At 66.9% G+C, this 16239-nt stretch carries 16 protein-coding genes and 1 tRNA gene; 11 read left to right on the top strand and 6 right to left on the bottom strand.

Features of this window, described 5'->3' with window-relative positions:
* Positions 1 to 15: 15 nt before the first annotated feature.
* A complete protein-coding gene (locus ACK8OU_RS02170; protein ID WP_410301708.1) occupies positions 16 to 831 on the top strand; it encodes an anti-sigma factor family protein in 816 nt (271 codons plus the stop codon).
* 66 nt (positions 832 to 897) lie between these two features.
* Here ACK8OU_RS02170 and ACK8OU_RS02165 read toward each other — a convergent pair whose 3' ends face one another.
* The 4 genes from ACK8OU_RS02165 to ACK8OU_RS02150 all read right to left on the bottom strand — a co-directional run bounded on the left by ACK8OU_RS02165 (position 898) and on the right by ACK8OU_RS02150 (position 4797).
* Positions 898 to 1809, bottom strand: coding sequence for an ABC transporter permease (locus ACK8OU_RS02165; protein ID WP_410301707.1), 912 nt, complete (start codon positions 1807 to 1809; stop codon positions 898 to 900).
* A gap of 80 nt (positions 1810 to 1889) precedes the next feature.
* Positions 1890 to 3140 carry an ABC transporter permease gene (locus ACK8OU_RS02160; RefSeq protein ID WP_410301706.1) on the bottom strand — a complete coding sequence of 417 codons (1251 nt, stop codon included), beginning with the start codon at positions 3138 to 3140 and terminating at the stop codon, positions 1890 to 1892.
* A gap of 118 nt (positions 3141 to 3258) precedes the next feature.
* The gene (locus ACK8OU_RS02155; protein WP_410301705.1) at positions 3259 to 4362 is read right to left on the bottom strand and encodes an ABC transporter ATP-binding protein; all 1104 of its coding nucleotides are present in this window, start codon (positions 4360 to 4362) and stop codon (positions 3259 to 3261) included.
* A 348-nt stretch (positions 4363 to 4710) separates the two neighbouring features.
* Positions 4711 to 4797, bottom strand: a tRNA-Leu gene (locus ACK8OU_RS02150).
* Positions 4798 to 4994: 197 nt separating this feature from the next.
* On the opposite strand from ACK8OU_RS02150, the gene lipB reads away from it, so the two are divergent.
* The 4 genes from lipB (at position 4995) to ACK8OU_RS02130 (ending at position 8637) form a co-directional block, all read left to right on the top strand.
* Positions 4995 to 5687 carry a lipoyl(octanoyl) transferase LipB gene (lipB, locus tag ACK8OU_RS02145; protein WP_410301704.1) on the top strand — a complete coding sequence of 231 codons (693 nt, stop codon included), beginning with the start codon at positions 4995 to 4997 and terminating at the stop codon, positions 5685 to 5687.
* Positions 5688 to 5784: 97 nt separating this feature from the next.
* On the top strand, positions 5785 to 6210 hold the full coding sequence (locus ACK8OU_RS02140; protein ID WP_410301703.1) for a c-type cytochrome: 426 nt from the start codon (positions 5785 to 5787) through the stop codon (positions 6208 to 6210).
* A 186-nt stretch (positions 6211 to 6396) separates the two neighbouring features.
* Positions 6397 to 8070, top strand: coding sequence for a cytochrome c oxidase subunit I (ctaD, locus tag ACK8OU_RS02135; protein WP_410301702.1), 1674 nt, complete (start codon positions 6397 to 6399; stop codon positions 8068 to 8070).
* A 9-nt stretch (positions 8071 to 8079) separates the two neighbouring features.
* Positions 8080 to 8637: a DUF2244 domain-containing protein gene (locus ACK8OU_RS02130; RefSeq protein ID WP_410301701.1), complete on the top strand. Its 558-nt coding sequence runs from the start codon at positions 8080 to 8082 to the stop codon at positions 8635 to 8637.
* Between the two features lie 76 nt (positions 8638 to 8713).
* Here ACK8OU_RS02130 and ACK8OU_RS02125 read toward each other — a convergent pair whose 3' ends face one another.
* On the bottom strand, positions 8714 to 9172 hold the full coding sequence (locus ACK8OU_RS02125) for a GatB/YqeY domain-containing protein (protein WP_410301700.1): 459 nt from the start codon (positions 9170 to 9172) through the stop codon (positions 8714 to 8716).
* A gap of 167 nt (positions 9173 to 9339) precedes the next feature.
* On the opposite strand from ACK8OU_RS02125, the gene carA reads away from it, so the two are divergent.
* Both carA and ACK8OU_RS02115 read left to right on the top strand, forming a co-directional pair.
* Positions 9340 to 10506, top strand: a complete 1167-nt coding sequence (gene carA, locus ACK8OU_RS02120) for a glutamine-hydrolyzing carbamoyl-phosphate synthase small subunit (protein WP_410301698.1) — start codon at positions 9340 to 9342, stop codon at positions 10504 to 10506.
* A gap of 179 nt (positions 10507 to 10685) precedes the next feature.
* Positions 10686 to 12686 (top strand): glycosyltransferase, encoded by a 2001-nt coding sequence (locus tag ACK8OU_RS02115; RefSeq protein ID WP_410301697.1) that lies wholly within the window; start codon positions 10686 to 10688, stop codon positions 12684 to 12686.
* A gap of 22 nt (positions 12687 to 12708) precedes the next feature.
* Here the strand turns inward: ACK8OU_RS02115 and ACK8OU_RS02110 are convergent, their stop codons facing one another.
* A complete protein-coding gene (locus tag ACK8OU_RS02110; protein ID WP_410301696.1) occupies positions 12709 to 13374 on the bottom strand; it encodes a GntR family transcriptional regulator in 666 nt (221 codons plus the stop codon).
* Between the two features lie 150 nt (positions 13375 to 13524).
* On the opposite strand from ACK8OU_RS02110, the gene ACK8OU_RS02105 reads away from it, so the two are divergent.
* The 4 genes from ACK8OU_RS02105 (at position 13525) to ACK8OU_RS02090 (ending at position 16233) form a co-directional block, all read left to right on the top strand.
* Positions 13525 to 14172 carry a pyrimidine 5'-nucleotidase gene (locus tag ACK8OU_RS02105; protein WP_410301695.1) on the top strand — a complete coding sequence of 216 codons (648 nt, stop codon included), beginning with the start codon at positions 13525 to 13527 and terminating at the stop codon, positions 14170 to 14172.
* Between the two features lie 107 nt (positions 14173 to 14279).
* Entirely contained in the window at positions 14280 to 14498 is a 219-nt protein-coding gene (locus tag ACK8OU_RS02100; protein ID WP_410301694.1) for a hypothetical protein, read from the top strand.
* Between the two features lie 84 nt (positions 14499 to 14582).
* Positions 14583 to 15794 carry a UbiH/UbiF family hydroxylase gene (locus ACK8OU_RS02095; RefSeq protein WP_410301693.1) on the top strand — a complete coding sequence of 404 codons (1212 nt, stop codon included), beginning with the start codon at positions 14583 to 14585 and terminating at the stop codon, positions 15792 to 15794.
* A 100-nt stretch (positions 15795 to 15894) separates the two neighbouring features.
* Positions 15895 to 16233 (top strand): hypothetical protein, encoded by a 339-nt coding sequence (locus tag ACK8OU_RS02090; protein ID WP_410301692.1) that lies wholly within the window; start codon positions 15895 to 15897, stop codon positions 16231 to 16233.
* Positions 16234 to 16239 lie beyond the last annotated feature (6 nt).

Here is a 16239-nt window from a genome sequence, read left to right as displayed (position 1 = left end):
TCAAGGAGACGCGCAATGGCCAAAGCCACCCCCCAGACAGTCCCGGGCGATGACCTGCTGATGGCCTATGCCGATGGCGTGCTGGACGACGCCACCGCGCGCGACATCGAGGCGGCCATGGCCGCCACCCCCGAGGTGGCGGCACGGGTCACGATGTTTGCGCGCACGGCAGAACTGTTGCGTGCCGATGCCGCCCGCCCCGCCCCGCCCGTGCCCGAGACGCTGCGCGCACGGGTCGAGGCGACGCTGGCCGCCGCGCGCCAGACGCCCGCCGCCGCCCCTGCCCCCACCCCTGCCCCCGCCGGGGCGGCAATCCTGCCGTTCCTGCGCCGCGCCGCATCGGCACAGCCGGCGCGGCGCGGCGCGGCGCGTCTGGCGCTGGCGGCATCCATCGCGCTGGCGGTGGGCCTGGGCGCAGGCTTCTGGGCCGGACAGACGGGCAAGCCACAGGACGGAATGGGGGGGCTGCGCATCACCGCACTGGACAGCCCCGGTCTGCCCGCCACGCTGGCCAGCCTGCCCTCGGGTCAGGTCGCCACGTTGCCCAATGGCGACCGCATCGCCGCGATCGCCAGTTTCCGCAATGGCGCGGGCGAATTCTGCCGCGAATTCGAACATGACGGGGCGGATGGCCGGACCCTGGTATCCGTGGCCTGCCACAGCGGCGCGGATTGGGACATCCGCCTGGCCATCGCCGCGCCGCGCGCGGATACGCAAAGCTATGCCCCGGCCTCGTCGCTGGAAACGCTGGACGCCTTCATAGCCACCACCGAAGCCGGCGCGCCAATGACACCCGAAGAGGAAGAGGCCGCGTTGGGCGCCCTGCGCTGACCCCCCGCCTGCGGCCTGGCCTTGGTCAGGCTGTTGGCGCGCCGGCCCTTGGGCCGGCGACGCCCCTCAGCGCGCGCTGATGCCCCGCAGCCGGTCCGAACGGCGGCGCAGCAATTCGACCGTGGTCAGCAGCGCGATCGAGATCACCACAAGGATCGTCGCCACCGCAAGGATCGCCGGGCTGATCTGTTCACGGATGCCGTTCCACATCTGCCGCGGGATCGTCTGCTGGCTGTGATCGGCCACGAACAGCACCACCACCACCTCATCAAACGAGGTCACGAAGGCAAACAGCGCCCCCGAGATCACGCCGGGCAGGATCAGCGGCATGATCACCTTGAAGAAGGTCGTGCGCGGATTGGCCCCCAGCGAGGCCGCCGCACGCGAAAGGCTTTGGTCAAAGCCCACCAGCGTCGCGGTGACGGTGATGATGACGAAAGGAATGCCCAGCGTGGCATGGGCCAGGATGATGCCGGGATAGGAATTGGCCAGCCCCGTTTTCGAGTAGAAGAAGAACAGCCCCGTCGCGGTGATGATGATCGGCACGATCATCGGCGAGATCAGCACCGCCATGATCGCCCGGCGGAAGGGCATTTCCGGGCGCGACAGGCCCAACGCCGCCAGCGTGCCCAGCACGGTCGCCAGCAGCGTCGAGAAAAAGCCGATGATGATCGAATTCCTGGTGACCTGCATCCATTGCGCATTGCGCCAGAAATCCCCCCACCAGGCCGCATCGCGCGGCGCATCGGGGGCCTGCATGCCGAAGGTCAGCAGGCTGTCATACCAGCGCAGCGAATAGCCCTCGGGGTCGAGCGCCATCATCTTTTCGGTGAAGGTGAAATAGGGCTCGGCGTTGAACGACAGCGGCATGATGATCAGGATCGGCGAGATCAGGAACAGGAAGATCAGCGCGCAGATCACCAGATAGGTATAATGCCAGAGCTTTTCGAGCGGGCTTGCATAGGCGGGAAGCGCCATTCGGATCGGTCTCCTGTCTCATCGCGGCCGGGGGCGCTGCCCCCGGACCCCCGGAGTATTTCAGCCAAGAAGAAGCCGGATCAGCCCAGCTTCAGATTGTCGATGCCCACGAGCTTGTCGTAGAGCCAGTAAAGGATCAGCACGCCCCCCAGGAGCAGGCCCGCAAGGGCCGCCGCCAGCGACCAGTTCAGCGATTTCTGCATGTGGAAGGCGATCAGGTTCGAGATCAGCTGGCCATCGGCGCCGCCGACCAGCGCGGGCGTGATGTAGTAGCCGACCGCCAGGATGAAGACCAGAAGCGCCCCCGCGCCGATGCCGGGCAGGGTTTGCGGCAGGTAGATGCGGCGGAAGGCCGTCCAGCTGGTGGCGCCCAGCGAGCGGGCCGCGCGCACATAGCTGGGCGGGATCGGGCGCATCACCGAGTAGAGCGGCAGCACCATGAAGGGCAGCAGGATATGGGTCATCGCGATGATCGTGCCCATCTGGTTGTAGATCATCTGGATGCGCCCGTCTTCGCCCACAATGCCAAGGGCGACAAGCGCGTTGTTGATCACGCCCTGCTGTTGCAGCAGCACGATCCAGGATGTCGTGCGCACCAGAAGCGATGTCCAGAACGGCAAGAGCACCAGGATCATCAGCAGGTTCGATTTCGCCAGCGGCAGCGTCGCCAGAAGATGCGCGATCGGGAAGGCCAGCAGCAGGCAGGTAAAGGTGATCAGCGCCGAAAGCAGCAATGTGCGCCCGAACAGCAGCTTGTAGACGCGTTGCTTTTCATCGACCTGGACGATCGCGCCGGTCTCATCCCGGGTCAGGTCCAGCGCGGCGAGGTAGAAATCGGCGGTGACCGGACTGGAGGCAGAGCGCATGGCCCGCCACAAAAGCGGATCGCCCCAGCCCGGGTCCAGGGTCAGGATCGCCTCGCGGTAGGGGGGGGCCAGGTTGTCGGCGCGGCGCGCGGCGGCGGTGAACAGCGATCGCGTGCCCGCCACGTCATAGTTGATGCGCGTGCCCGCGGCGCCGGCGGTCCGTTCGGCACGCATCTGTCTGAGGTCGGCGGCAAGGGCGGCAAAGGCCGTCTCGTCGATCCCGGCGCCGGGGGGATTGTCGTCGAACCATTGCCGCAGCGCGGGGGCGGCATCGGCGAAGGTGGGATTATAGACCGACTGGAACAGCATCTGGCCGATCGGGACCACGAAGGTGATCAGCACGAACAGGAGCAGCGGCGCCACAAGCGCCAGCGCCTTGCGGCGCGCGCGGGTCTGGGATGCGGCCAGTGCCGCCTTGAGCGGGCGGCCATCTGCGGTGGAAAGCGGGGCGGCGGCGTCAGTCATGGGTCATCCTGTGGCAATCTCGGGCGGGCGGACCCGGGCATTTCCTGCGCCCGGGCCCAAAGTGCAGCGGACCGGACGCGGCGGGACTGGCGCGGGGCAGCGCCCGCGCCGGACCATGCTACATCGGATCGAGCGCGCGGGCATCCTGGGGATGCCAGCCGACCTTGATTTTCTGGCCGGGGCCCAGGCGCGTCTGGCCCAGGGTGTTGCGCATTTTCATCACGAAATCGTCCGATCCGGCCACGCGCAGCCGCGCGCGCAGGATGTCGCCCATGTAGATGACCTCCAGCACCTCGGCGTCGATGGTGTGGGCGCCGGGGGGCATCATCTCGGGCTTGAATTCCACCCGTTCGGGACGGATCGAGACCAGCGTCCGCTGGCCGCGCGTCTGGATGTTGACGGGCGTCGCGTCGATCAGCTCGCCATTGGCCAGCCGCACCAGCGCGCGGCCTTCGTGGATTTCCTCGATCGTGCCGGGCAGCTTGTTGTTTTCGCCGATGAACTGGGCGACGAAGCTGTTGCCGGGGCGTTCGTAAAGCTCATCGGGGGGGGCCAGCTGCTGGATGCGGCCGTCGTTGAACACCGCAACGCGGTCGGACATCGTCAGCGCCTCGCCCTGGTCGTGGGTGACATAGACCACCGTGATCCCAAGGCTTTCGTGCAATCGCTTGATTTCAAACTGCATATGTTCACGCAGCTGCTTGTCCAGCGCACCCAGGGGTTCGTCCATCAGCACCAGCGCGGGGTCGAAGACCAGCGCGCGCGCCAGCGCGATGCGCTGCTGCTGGCCGCCCGAAAGCTGCGCCGGGCGGCGGTTGGCGAAGGCCCCCATCTGCACCATGTCCAGCGCGCGGGCGATCTTGGCCTCGCGCCCGGATTTGCCCATGCCCCGCACCTCCAGCGGGAAGGACAGGTTCTCGCCCACCGTCATGTGCGGGAACAACGCATAGTTCTGGAACACCATCCCGATCCCGCGCCTGTGCGGCGGGACCATGTTGATGTTGCGCCCGTCCAGCCGGATTTCACCGTTGGTCGCGGTTTCAAACCCCGCAAGCATCATCAGGCAGGTCGTTTTACCGGACCCCGAAGGCCCCAGCATCGTCAGGAACTCTCCCTTGCCGATCGACAGGTTCAGGTCTTTCACGACCAGTGTCTCGCCGTCGTAACTTTTCTGAACGTGGTCGAAAACGACGAATCCATCGTCGGTGGCTGCGGTAGTCAAATGCGGGCTCCCTGTTTGTTCTTGTGATCCTGTTTCCCGTAGCGCCGACTAAAACGGAAGCAGATGCGCATTTCAACCCGTCACAAATCCGGGGCCGGGACCGGCAGGGCACAGGAGGCAGTCCGCGGGGGTTCGGGGCCGCAAATGGCCCAAATACGGCACCCCGCGCGCGGTCCGCGACCATCGGCCGCCCCGGCGAAACGCGCCTTCGGGCGCGGGCCGCCCCCTGGGGGCGGTGCGAATCGGCGAATCGTTGCGGGGTCCCTGGTTCCGGCCCGCCCGGCAGATGGCAAAGCGACGCGGAAAAACGATTTCCCCGGCGTCGTGACCGGCAGGCTGTCAGGAAAATGGTGCGGTCGAGAAGACTCGAACTTCCACGGGAGTTACCCCACAGCGACCTCAACGCTGCGCGTCTACCAATTCCGCCACGACCGCACGTCAGGGCTTGGTGGCGGCGTATTAGCCGAGCGGTCCGGCGTTGAAAAGGGAATTTTCACGCCGCCCCCGAAAATCTTGGCCCGCCTGTCCCGGCCCCTGTCCCGGCCCCTGTCCCGGCCGCCCCCGCGCGCAATCAGGCTTGAGCCACCGGCCCCGTTCGCCTAAGCCGGACCTGACCCGATCAGGAGGCGCGCATGGTCGAATGGATCCATTCCGGGCGGTTGGTGCCCTATGCAGAGGCGCTGGCCTTCATGGAAGACCGCGCCGCGGCCATCGCGCGCGGTCAGGCCCCCGAGGCGGTCTGGTTGCTGGAACATCCGCCGCTTTATACCGCGGGCACCTCGGCCCGGGCGCAGGATCTGACCGATCCCGGCCGCTTTCCGGTTCATCAGGCCGGGCGCGGCGGGCAATATACCTATCACGGGCCCGGGCAGCGCGTGGCCTATGTGATGCTGGATCTGAACCGCCGCGGGCGCGATGTGCGCGCCTTCGTGTGCAAGCTGGAACAATGGGTCATCGACACACTGGCCGAATTCAACGTCCGGGGCGAACGGCGCGCGGGCCGCGTCGGCGTGTGGGTGGTGCGCCCCGACAAGGCACCAGGCCCCGATGGCACCCCGCGTGAGGACAAGATCGCCGCAATCGGCGTCAAGCTGCGCCGCTGGGTCAGCTTTCACGGCATCTCGATCAATGTGGAACCCGACCTTGACCATTTTCAGGGCATCGTGCCCTGCGGCATCCGCGAACATGGCGTGACCAGCCTGGTCGATCTGGGCCTGCCCGTCGGCATGGCCGATCTGGACGTGGCGCTGAAGCGGCAGTTCACCGCAATCTTTGGCGATGAGGCCGGGCAAGCGGGGGGCGCGACGGCCTGTCCCATGGAATAAGCCGCGCCGGCACCCCATCTGCGCGGCGTGGACCCCGACCCGTTTGTGACGACCGTGGTGTTTCATGACGGCCAGTGTGCAGAGTGAAGGATCGCCCATGAAAACCCGCGTCATTGCCAGCCTCGCCGCCGCCACCCTTGGCGCGCTTGCCCTTGTGCCCCCTGCCGCGGCCCGGGATCCCGCCGTGGGCGCAAAGGAATTCGCCAGATGCAAGGCCTGCCATGCGATCGTGGCCGATGACGGCACCGAAATCGTCACGGGCGGCAAGGTCGGCCCGAACCTGTATGGCGTCGTGGGCCGCACGGTCGGCGGGCTGGCAGGGTTCAGATACAAGGACCCGATCGTCGCGGTGGGCGAATCCGGTCTGGTCTGGGATGAGGCCGAACTGGCCGCCTACATGACCGATCCGAAGGCCTGGCTGGTCGAAAAGACCGGCGATCCCGCAGCCAGGACCGGCATGACCTTCAAGCAGCAGTCCAAACAGGCCGACCTGGCGGCCTATCTGGCCTCGGTCGTGCGCTGATCGGCAACGGATCGGCGCCGGAAATCCCCCGCGCGGCGCCCCAACGGCGCCCCGCCGCATTTTGGCGCCTATTTTTGCGCCATTCCGACGCTCGATCATTGCCGATCGCGAAATTGCGTTCTAGAAGTATTCCATGCAGGCCCGGGGTGGGAGACCCGCGGGCCAGGCGCGAAATGGGAGATCAGCATGGCGGACGCAGCCGTTCACAGCCATGGTGAACATGACACGCGCGGGTTCTTTACCCGCTGGTTCATGTCCACCAATCACAAAGACATCGGGATTCTTTATCTGTTCACCGCGGGCCTTGTCGGCCTGATTTCGGTGATTTTCACCGTTTACATGCGGATGGAACTGATGGAACCGGGCGTGCAGTACATGTGCGCCGAAGGGGCCCGGTTCATCGCCGATGCCTCGGCAGAATGCACGCCCAACGGGCATCTGTGGAACGTGATGATCACCTATCACGGCGTCCTGATGATGTTCTTCGTGGTGATTCCGGCGCTGTTCGGGGGGTTCGGCAACTATTTCATGCCGCTGCAGATCGGCGCGCCGGACATGGCCTTCCCGCGGATGAACAACCTGTCCTACTGGCTTTATGTCGCGGGCACGGCGCTGGGCGTGGCCTCGCTGCTGGCGCCGGGCGGCAACGGGCAGCTGGGGTCGGGCGTGGGCTGGGTCCTTTACCCGCCGCTGTCGACCAATGAGGGCGGGATCTCGATGGATCTGGCGATCTTCGCCGTCCACGTCTCGGGTGCCAGCTCGATCCTGGGCGCGATCAACATGATCACCACCTTCCTGAACATGCGCGCCCCGGGCATGACGCTGCACAAGGTGCCGCTGTTCGGCTGGTCGATCTTCGTCACCTCGTGGCTGATCCTGCTGTCGCTGCCGGTGCTGGCGGGCGCGATCACCATGCTGCTGATGGACCGCAACTTCGGCACGACCTTCTTCGATCCGGCCGGTGGCGGTGACCCGATCCTGTATCAGCACATCCTGTGGTTCTTTGGCCACCCGGAAGTCTATATCATCATCCTGCCGGGCTTTGGCATCATCTCCCACGTCATCGCCACCTTCTCGCGCAAGCCGGTCTTCGGTTACCTGCCGATGGTCTATGCGATGGTGGCGATCGGGGTTCTGGGCTTTGTCGTCTGGGCGCACCACATGTACACGGTGGGCATGTCGCTGACGCAGCAGTCCTACTTCATGCTGGCCACGATGGTCATCGCGGTGCCCACGGGCGTGAAGGTGTTCAGCTGGATCGCCACGATGTGGGGCGGCTCGATCGAGTTCAAGACCCCGATGCTTTGGGCGTTCGGCTTCCTGTTCCTGTTCACCATCGGCGGCGTGACCGGCGTGGTGTTGTCGCAGGCGCCGCTGGACCGGGTCTATCACGACACCTACTATGTCGTGGCGCACTTCCACTATGTGATGTCGCTGGGCGCGGTCTTTGCGATCTTTGCCGGCATCTATTACTGGATGGGCAAGATGTCGGGCCGGCAGTATCCGGAATGGGCGGGCAAGCTACACTTCTGGGCGATGTTCATCGGTGCGAACCTGACCTTCTTCCCGCAGCACTTCCTGGGCCGTCAGGGCATGCCGCGCCGCTACATCGACTACCCGGAGGCGTTTGCCACCTGGAACTACATCTCGTCGATCGGCGCGTTCATCTCGTTCGCCTCGTTCCTGTTCTTCATCGGCATCGTGGCCTACACCCTGCTGGCAGGCCGCCGCGTGACCGAGGCGAACTACTGGAACGAATATGCCGATACGCTGGAATGGACCCTGCCCTCGCCGCCGCCCGAACATACGTTCGAGCAGCTGCCCAAGCGCGAGGACTGGGACAAATCCCACGCGCACTGAGGCAGGCAGATGCCTTATGAATGGGTGACACACCCCGACACGGCCCCGGAGATTTCCGGGGCCGTTTGCGCATCGGGCCGCCCGGATGGCCCGCCGCTGGCTGAATTGCACGCCTGGCCCTACCGATCCTTGCCGCGCAAGGGATTCGTGATCTTCATCGGGGTGACGGCGGGGCTTTTGGCGCTGCCGCTGCTGGCGGTGCTGGGCTCGGTCATCCTGTGGGCGCTGCTGCCCTTCCTGATGATCGCGGTGGTCGCGGTCTGGTGGGCGCTGGCGCATAGCTATCGTACCGGCGAAGTGCTGGAGGAAATGCGGATCTGGTCGGACCGCGTCGAGCTGATCCGCCACGACCCCAAGGCCCCCGCGCGCCACTGGCAGGCCAATCCCTATTGGGTCAGCCCCGAGATCCACGCCAAGGGCGGCCCGGTCGAGCAATATCTGACGCTGAAGGGCGGCCCGCGGGTGGTGGAACTGGGCGCCTTCCTGACGCCCGCGGAACGGCTGCGTCTGCGGCGCGAACTGGCCGCGGCGCTGGCCTGCGCGCGCAAGGCGGTGGCAACGCCCTGAGGCCCCTGCCCCGTATCACAAACGCAAAACGCCCGCGGCCTGTGCCGCGGGCGTTTTCATTCACCTGGTCAGCGATCTAGCCCAGACGCGATTTCACCATGGGCCCGACGGCGCCGAAATCCATCTGCCCGGTGTATTTCGCCTTCAGCTCGGCCATGACCCGTCCCATGTCGCGGATCGAGCTGGCCCCCAGCGCCTTGATCGCCTGATCGACGGCGGCCGCCACCTCATCCGGGGACAGCTGACGGGGCAGGAATTCCTCAATCACCTTGATCTCGGCCAGTTCCTTTTCCGCCAGTTCCAGCCGCCCGCCCTCTTCATAGGCGCGCGCGCTTTCCTGGCGCTGCTTGACCATTTTTCCCATGATCGCAAGGATTTCCCCATCCCCCACAGTGCCGCCATCGCCTTCGCCGCGCAGCGCGATTTCACGGTCCTTGATGGCGGCATTGATCAGGCGCAGGGTCGACAGCCGATCCTGTTCCTTCGATTTCATCGCATCCTTGAGCGCCTGGGCGATCCGGTCGCGCATGTCCATGTTTTCATCCCCGTGTGGTTGAAGGGCGACAGAATAGCCAAAATGCGCGCCGGGCACAACTACGCCAAGCCATTGAATTCAAACGATAACATGAATAACCTTACCCCCTTGACCCCAGCCGCCGCCCCCCGTAGGTTCCAGCAGATTTTGCCCCGGGGAGTCGCACCATGGCTGCACAACACCAGACATCGGAAAAACCCACCGCGCTGATTGCGCTTGCGGACGGGCAACTGTTCTATGGCCGCGGCTTCGGCGCCACCGGCGAAACGGTGGCCGAGCTGGTGTTCAACACCGCGATGACCGGTTATCAGGAAATCATGACCGACCCGTCCTATGCCGGTCAGGTCGTGACCTTCACCTTCCCCCATATCGGCAATGTCGGCGTCACCCCCGAGGATGACGAAACCGCCGAGCCCGTCGCGGCCGGCATGGTGGTGAAATGGGACCCGACCGAACCGTCGAACTGGCGCGCCACCGGCGATCTGGTGCAGTGGCTGGAAAAGCGCGGCCGCATCGGCATCGGCGGCGTCGACACCCGCCGCCTGACCCGCGCGATCCGCCAGCAGGGCGCGCCGCATGTGGCGATCGCGCACAACCCCGATGGCGTGTTCGACATCGAGGCGCTGGTGAAGAAGGCCCGCGACTGGAAGGGCCTGGTCGGCCTCGACCTGGCGAAAGAGGTATCCTGCACCCAGTCCTATAAATGGGATGAAATGCGCTGGGCCTGGCCCGAGGGGTATAGCCGCCGCGAAGGCCCGGGCCTGCGCGTCGTGGCGATCGATTATGGCGCCAAGCGCAACATCCTGCGCTGCCTGGCCAGTGCGGGCTGCGAGGTGACGGTTCTGCCCGCCACCGCCACCGCCGAAGACGTGCTGGCGCTGAACCCCGAAGGGGTGTTCCTGTCCAACGGCCCCGGCGATCCGGCGGCCACCGGCGCCTATGCCGTGCCGATGATCCAGGGTATTCTGGCCCGTGGTCTGCCGGTGTTCGGCATTTGCCTGGGCCATCAGATGCTGGCGCTGGCGCTGGGTGCGCGCACGATCAAGATGAACCACGGCCACCACGGCGCGAACCATCCGGTGAAGGACCTGACCACCGGAAAGGTTGAAATCACCAGCATGAACCACGGCTTCACCGTGGACAGCCAGACCCTGCCCGACGGCGTCAGGGAAACCCATGTCAGCCTGTTTGACGGGTCGAATTGCGGCATCGCGGTGGATGGCAAGCCGGTCTTTTCCGTGCAACACCACCCCGAGGCCAGCCCCGGGCCGCAGGACAGCTATTACCTGTTCGAACGCTTCGCCGCGGCGATGCAGGCCCGCCGCGCAGGGTAATCCACGCGCAAGGGCCGGGCGCCACGAAAATGCCTGCCCTTGCCACGGTTTGCCGGGACGGTTCAAGGCGCCGCCAAGGCCTTGTCCAAGGCCTTGGCAAGGTTGCGTTAAAATTCTGTTAACGTTCTGTTAACCTTATGACTCCACCTTTCGGATGGTCCGCCATCCGAAGGGTGATCATGTCCGCCGCAACGCTTGCCCGCATCCTGCCCGCCCAGAATGTGCAGCCGCCAGAACCCGCACCCGCCGCCGCCCGCCCGGCAACCGGGCGGGTCCCGCTGGGCCAGATCCTGCTGGAGATGGGCGCGATCACGCCGGGCAACCTTCTGAAGGCGCTGGCGCTGCGCAACCGGCAAGAGGTGCGGCTGGGCGACATCCTGCAGGCGCATGGCTGGGTGTCCGAGACCGACCTGATGGCGGCGCTGGCGCGGCAATGGGGGGCGGCGGTCGTCGATCTGCTGGCCGAACGCCCCGATCCGCGCCTGATCGACGGCATCGGTACGGAAACCTGCCTGCGCCATGCCATGGTGCCCTGGCGGCGGATCGGCGCCACCACCGTCATCGCCACCGCCCGCCCCGAGGATTTTGTCGCCCTGTGCGCCGCCCTGCCCCCCGCCTTCGGCCCCTATGCGATGGTGCTGGCGCCAGAACGCGACGTGCATGCCAGCCTGATCGCCCAGCGCCAGACCGCGATGATCCGGCGCGCCGAAACCCGGGTGGCGCCGCAGGAAAGCTGCCGCACCCGCGATGCGGCACGCGCCTCGCGGGTGGCGATGGGGGCGATGGCGGCGGTGACGCTGGGCCTGTTTGCCGCCCCCGTCGCGGCCTTCACACTGGTCTTTGCCTGGGCGGTGCTGGTGCTGGTGCTGGGCACCGCGCTGAAGACGCTGGCCTTCGCGGCCGAACTGCGCGGCCAGGTCCGCGGGCGGCGCGCCCCGCCCACGCCGCCCGCGCCGATGGGGCGGCTGCCGATCATTTCGGTCATGGTGCCGCTGTTTCACGAACGCGACATTGCCACCCGGCTGATCAAACGGCTGGGCAAGCTGACCTATCCGCGCGAATTGCTGGACATCCTGCTGGTGGTCGAGGAAGACGACACCACCACGCGCGAGACGCTGGCGCAGGCCAATCTGCCGCGCTGGATGCGCGTCGTGTCGGTGCCGCGCGGGCCGATCAAGACCAAGCCCCGCGCGCTGAACTATGCGCTGAACTATTGCCGGGGCAGCATCATCGGCGTCTATGATGCCGAGGATGCGCCCGACCCCGACCAGTTGCACATCGTCGCGCGCCGCTTTGCCGAAACCGGCCCCGAGGTGGCCTGCCTGCAGGGTATTCTGGATTACTACAACCCCCGCACCAACTGGCTGGCGCGGTGTTTCACCATCGAATATGCGGCCTGGTTCCGCGCGATGCTGCCGGGGCTGGCGCGGCTGGGGCTGGTGGTTCCGCTGGGCGGCACCACGCTGTTCTTCCGCCGCGACGCGCTGGAGGCGCTTGGCGGCTGGGATGCGCATAACGTCACCGAAGACGCCGATCTGGGCATCCGCCTGGTGCGTCACGGCTATCGGACGGAACTGATCCCCACCGTCACCGGCGAAGAGGCGAACTGCCGCGCGTTGCCCTGGGTCAAGCAACGGTCGCGCTGGCTGAAAGGCTATGCCATGACCTGGGGGGTGCACATGCGCGACCCGGTGCGCCTGTGGCGCGATCTGGGGGCCTGGCGTTTCCTGGGCTTTCAGGTGCAGTTCCTGGGCGGGCTGTCGCAATACCTGCTGTCGCCGATCCTGTGGAGCTTCTGGGCCATTCCGCTGGGCCTGTGGCACCCGCTGCAGGCGGTGCTGAGCCAGGGCCAGCTGATCGCGCTGGGCCTGTGTTTCATCGCCGCCGAGGTGGTGAACATCACGGTCGGTCTATGGGCGGTGCGGGGGCGCGCGCACCGGCATCTGATCGTCTGGGTGCCGACGTTGCATTTCTATTTCCCGCTGGGCGCGCTGGCCGGGTGGAAGGCGATCTATGAGGTGGTAGCCGCGCCCTTCTACTGGGACAAGACCTGCCACGGCGTCTTTGACGCAACGCCCCATCCCGTGGCCACGGCCAGTGCGCTGGTGCCTGCGATTGCCGCGGCCGCCGCCCCGCCACCCGCCGCCGCCCGAATCGCGCGCGCGCCGCTGATCGACTAGGTTCCTGACCAGTCAGGCCCGCTCAGGCCCGCACTGCGGCGCCGCGCCCCGCATCGCGCGGGGGCTTTACGCCCCCGGCATCCAGCTTCAGCCGGGTTTCGAACGCCTTTGAAATATGCGCCCGCAGCGCCGCCTGCGCCCCCGCGCCATCGCCGGCGGCGATCGCATCGACAATCGCCTGATGCTCGGCCAGCGCCGTTTCCCCCCGCCCCTCGGCGGCAAGCGAGGTCGTCGCCAGCAGCGCCATGGACCGATGCACCAGGTCCAGCTGCTGCACCAGATAACGGTTGTGCGAGGCCAGGTGCAGCTGATGGTGAAAGCGACGGTTGGCCCGGCTTAACGCCTCGGGGTCGGACATGTAGGTGCGGTCCTCGGCGACCATGTCGTTAAGCACCTTGACCTCTTCGGGCGTGGCATGTTTGGCCGCCAGCCGCGCGGCCAGCGCCTCCAGTTCGGCGCGCACCACATAAAGTTCGGCCAGCTGGTTGTGATCGAGCGAGGCCACGATCAGGCTGCGCCCGTCGCGCGCCAGCATCGATTGTGTCTCAAGGCGCTGCAGGGCTTCGCGCACGGGGGTGCGCGACACGCCGAACCGCTCGGCCAGTTCCGATTCCACCAGCCGGTCGCCAGGGCGGTAGACGCCATTGTCGATCGCTTCGAGAATCAGGGTATAGGCGTCTTTCTGCATCGTCCTGCTTTCGATCGGGGCCGGGGCCCAGACCCTAAGCGGGGATCGGCTGTCCTGACAAGGGCTTGGCGCGGCTGGCGGGCGCGCAAATCGCCCCGATTGCGCCCGCCCCCGATTGCGCCCACACCGATCCGCCGCTAGGGTAGCGCCATGCCTGCCGCGCGCTTTTCACATGTCACCGACTGGGTCTTCGACCTCGACAACACGCTGTACCCGCCCGAGGCGCGGCTGTTCGATCAGATCGAGATCCGCATGACCGCCTTCGTGATGCAGGCCCTTGGCGTCGACCGCCCCGAGGCCGACCGCCTGCGCCGGCATTACTGGCACAGCTATGGCACCACGCTGGCGGGGCTGATGCAGGAACATGACATCGACCCCGGCCCCTATCTGCACCAGGTGCATGAAATCACACTGGACCATCTGGATCCCGATCCTGCGCTGCGCGCGGGCATTGCCGCGCTGCCCGGGCGCAAGATCGTCTATACCAACGGCTCGGCGCCCTATGCCGAACGGGTGCTGGCGGCGCGCGGCCTGTCGGGGCTGTTCGACGGGGTCTATGGGGTGGAACACGCGGGCTTTCGGCCCAAACCCGACCGTGCGGCCTTTGAAACCGTCTTTGCGCGCGCCGGGATCACCCCCGACCGCGCCGCGATGTTCGAAGATGACCCCCGCAACCTGGCCGCGCCCCATGCCATGGGGATGCGCACCGTGCATGTGGCCCCCGCCCCCCGGCCCGCGCCGCATATCGAACACCACACCCCCGATCTTGCCGGTTTTCTGGCCCGCCTGCGCCCCTGACCCCTGCGACACCCTGCCGCAGTGCGACAATTCATCCGGTTCCCCTGCCCGCCCCGGCACCCTAGATCGCCAGTTTGCGAACAGGACCAACCGCAAGGAACCGCACAATGACCACCACCATCGAAACCGGCGCCCAGGGTGGCGCGCACCCCACCCATGACCGCGAACGCAACGCCACGATCTCGATCGCCTTTTTCCTGATCGCCGTGGTCATCGCCACCGCGATCGCCACCCTGGCCTTCGGGCTGGCGGGGCTGACGATCTCGGCCGTGATCGGCGCCTGGGCGATTCTGGGCTTTCTGGTGGTGATGACCGCGGGCAGCTGACGCCCGCCCCTGCCCCCACCGCCGCGCGCGCCGCATTGCACCTTGGCCGCAAGACGCTAGATTATGCGCCAAACGGAGGGTGCCATGACCGGACAAGCCACGCGCGAACAGACCGACATCGTGATTTCGGGCGGCGGGGTGGCGGGGCTGACCGCCGCCGCCGCCTTTGGCGCGGCCGGGTTTCGCGTGATCTGCGTCGATCCCGCCCCCCCCGTCACCGAGGAAACCGCCGCGGGTGCCGATCTGCGCACCACAGCCTTTCTGCAACCTTCACGCGCGGTGCTGGAGGCCGCGGGCCTGTGGGCGCGTCTGGCGCCCCATGCGGCGGCGCTGCGCGTCATGCGCATCATCGACGCGGGCGGCGCAAGCCCCGAGGCGCGGCTGACGCGCGATTTCAACGCCGATGAACTGTCCGACGACCCCTTCGGCTGGAACCTGCCCAACTGGCTGTTGCGGCGCGAAATGGTGGCACGGCTGGCCGAATTGCCCCAGGTCAGCTTTCGCCCGGGGCAGGCGACCGCGGGCGTTCTGACCCGCGACACCGGGGCCGAGGTGACGCTGTCGGACGGCAGCCACATCACCGCGCGGCTTCTGATCGCCGCCGATGGCCGCCATTCGCCGGTGCGCCAGGCGCTGGGCATCCCGGTGCATACCACCCGCTACGGCCAGAAGGCGCTGGCCTTCGCCGTGACCCACCCGATCCCGCACGACAATATCTCGACCGAGATCCACCGCTCGGGCGGGCCCTTCACCTTCGTGCCGCTGCCCGACCGGGACGGGGTGCCCTCATCCTCGGTGGTGTGGATGGAACGCGGGCCCGAGGCCGAGCGTCTGGCCGCCCTGCCCGTCGAGGCGTTCGAAGCGGCGATGTTCGAACGATCGACCGGCCTGCTGGGGCCGCTGAAACTGGTCACACGCCGGTCGGTCTGGCCGATGATGAGCCAGATCGCCAGCCGCTTTCACGGCCAGCGCAGCGCCCTGATCGCCGAGGCGGCGCATGTGATCCCGCCCATCGGCGCGCAGGGGCTGAACATGTCGCTGGCCGATCTGGCCTGCCTGCTGGATCTGGCCGCGCACGACCCCGCGGGCCTTGGATCGCCCGCAATGCTGGCCGCCTACAACCGCCGCCGCTGGCCCGAGGTGAAGGCGCGGGTGACCGGCATTGACCTGTTGAACCGCGCCTCGATGGTGCAGGCGCGGCCGCTGCGCGACCTGCGGGCCGGCGTTCTGGGCGCGCTTTACGCGCTGGCGCCGGTGCGCCGGGGCATGATGCGCGCCGGTCTTGGCATGCGCTGAGGTTTCCGGCAATTCAATGCGATTTCCCCACCCGGCTTAGCCATTTGTTAAGGGCGATGCGGCACTCTGCCCCCGACCCCGATGCAACAGGAGCCGCACCATGCACCTTAAACCCCTTGCCGACGAACTGGCCGACATCCGGGCCGAGATTGCCCGGCTGAAACGGCGCGAGGCGGAATTGCGCGCGGCCTACCTGACCCAGCCCGATCTGCCGAAGGCCGGCCGGCGGATGAAGGTCGAACTGATCACCCGGCGCAGCACCATCTTTGATCCGCGCCTGTTGCCCGCCGAAATCCGCAACAATCCGGTCTATCAGCGCGAAAAGGTCACGCGGACGCTGCGCACCGTCGCGCTGGACCAGGCCGATACCGCCCAGCCCGCCTTTGACACGCGCGGCCTGCGCCCGCGCAGCCTGTTCTGGGAACTGCTGCTGCAGTGACCCGCA

Source organism: Pontitalea aquivivens, assembly GCF_046507575.1.
In the GTDB taxonomy this organism is placed as follows: Bacteria; Pseudomonadota; Alphaproteobacteria; order Rhodobacterales; family Rhodobacteraceae; genus Pontitalea; species Pontitalea aquivivens.
This window is presented reverse-complemented; position numbering and strand designations above follow the sequence as displayed.

Coding starts and splice junctions, on each gene's coding strand:
- ACK8OU_RS02130 (WP_410301701.1), top strand. CDS start 8,080: ATGCCTTATGAATGGGTGACACACCCCGACACGGCCCCGGAGATTTCC.
- ACK8OU_RS02090 (WP_410301692.1), top strand. CDS start 15,895: ATGCACCTTAAACCCCTTGCCGACGAACTGGCCGACATCCGGGCCGAG.
- ACK8OU_RS02140 (WP_410301703.1), top strand. CDS start 5,785: ATGAAAACCCGCGTCATTGCCAGCCTCGCCGCCGCCACCCTTGGCGCG.
- ACK8OU_RS02100 (WP_410301694.1), top strand. CDS start 14,280: ATGACCACCACCATCGAAACCGGCGCCCAGGGTGGCGCGCACCCCACC.
- ACK8OU_RS02125 (WP_410301700.1), bottom strand. CDS start 9,172: ATGGACATGCGCGACCGGATCGCCCAGGCGCTCAAGGATGCGATGAAA.
- ACK8OU_RS02160 (WP_410301706.1), bottom strand. CDS start 3,140: ATGACTGACGCCGCCGCCCCGCTTTCCACCGCAGATGGCCGCCCGCTC.
- ACK8OU_RS02095 (WP_410301693.1), top strand. CDS start 14,583: ATGACCGGACAAGCCACGCGCGAACAGACCGACATCGTGATTTCGGGC.
- ACK8OU_RS02165 (WP_410301707.1), bottom strand. CDS start 1,809: ATGGCGCTTCCCGCCTATGCAAGCCCGCTCGAAAAGCTCTGGCATTAT.
- lipB (WP_410301704.1), top strand. CDS start 4,995: ATGGTCGAATGGATCCATTCCGGGCGGTTGGTGCCCTATGCAGAGGCG.
- ACK8OU_RS02105 (WP_410301695.1), top strand. CDS start 13,525: ATGCCTGCCGCGCGCTTTTCACATGTCACCGACTGGGTCTTCGACCTC.
- ACK8OU_RS02115 (WP_410301697.1), top strand. CDS start 10,686: ATGTCCGCCGCAACGCTTGCCCGCATCCTGCCCGCCCAGAATGTGCAG.
- ACK8OU_RS02110 (WP_410301696.1), bottom strand. CDS start 13,374: ATGCAGAAAGACGCCTATACCCTGATTCTCGAAGCGATCGACAATGGC.
- ctaD (WP_410301702.1), top strand. CDS start 6,397: ATGGCGGACGCAGCCGTTCACAGCCATGGTGAACATGACACGCGCGGG.
- carA (WP_410301698.1), top strand. CDS start 9,340: ATGGCTGCACAACACCAGACATCGGAAAAACCCACCGCGCTGATTGCG.
- ACK8OU_RS02170 (WP_410301708.1), top strand. CDS start 16: ATGGCCAAAGCCACCCCCCAGACAGTCCCGGGCGATGACCTGCTGATG.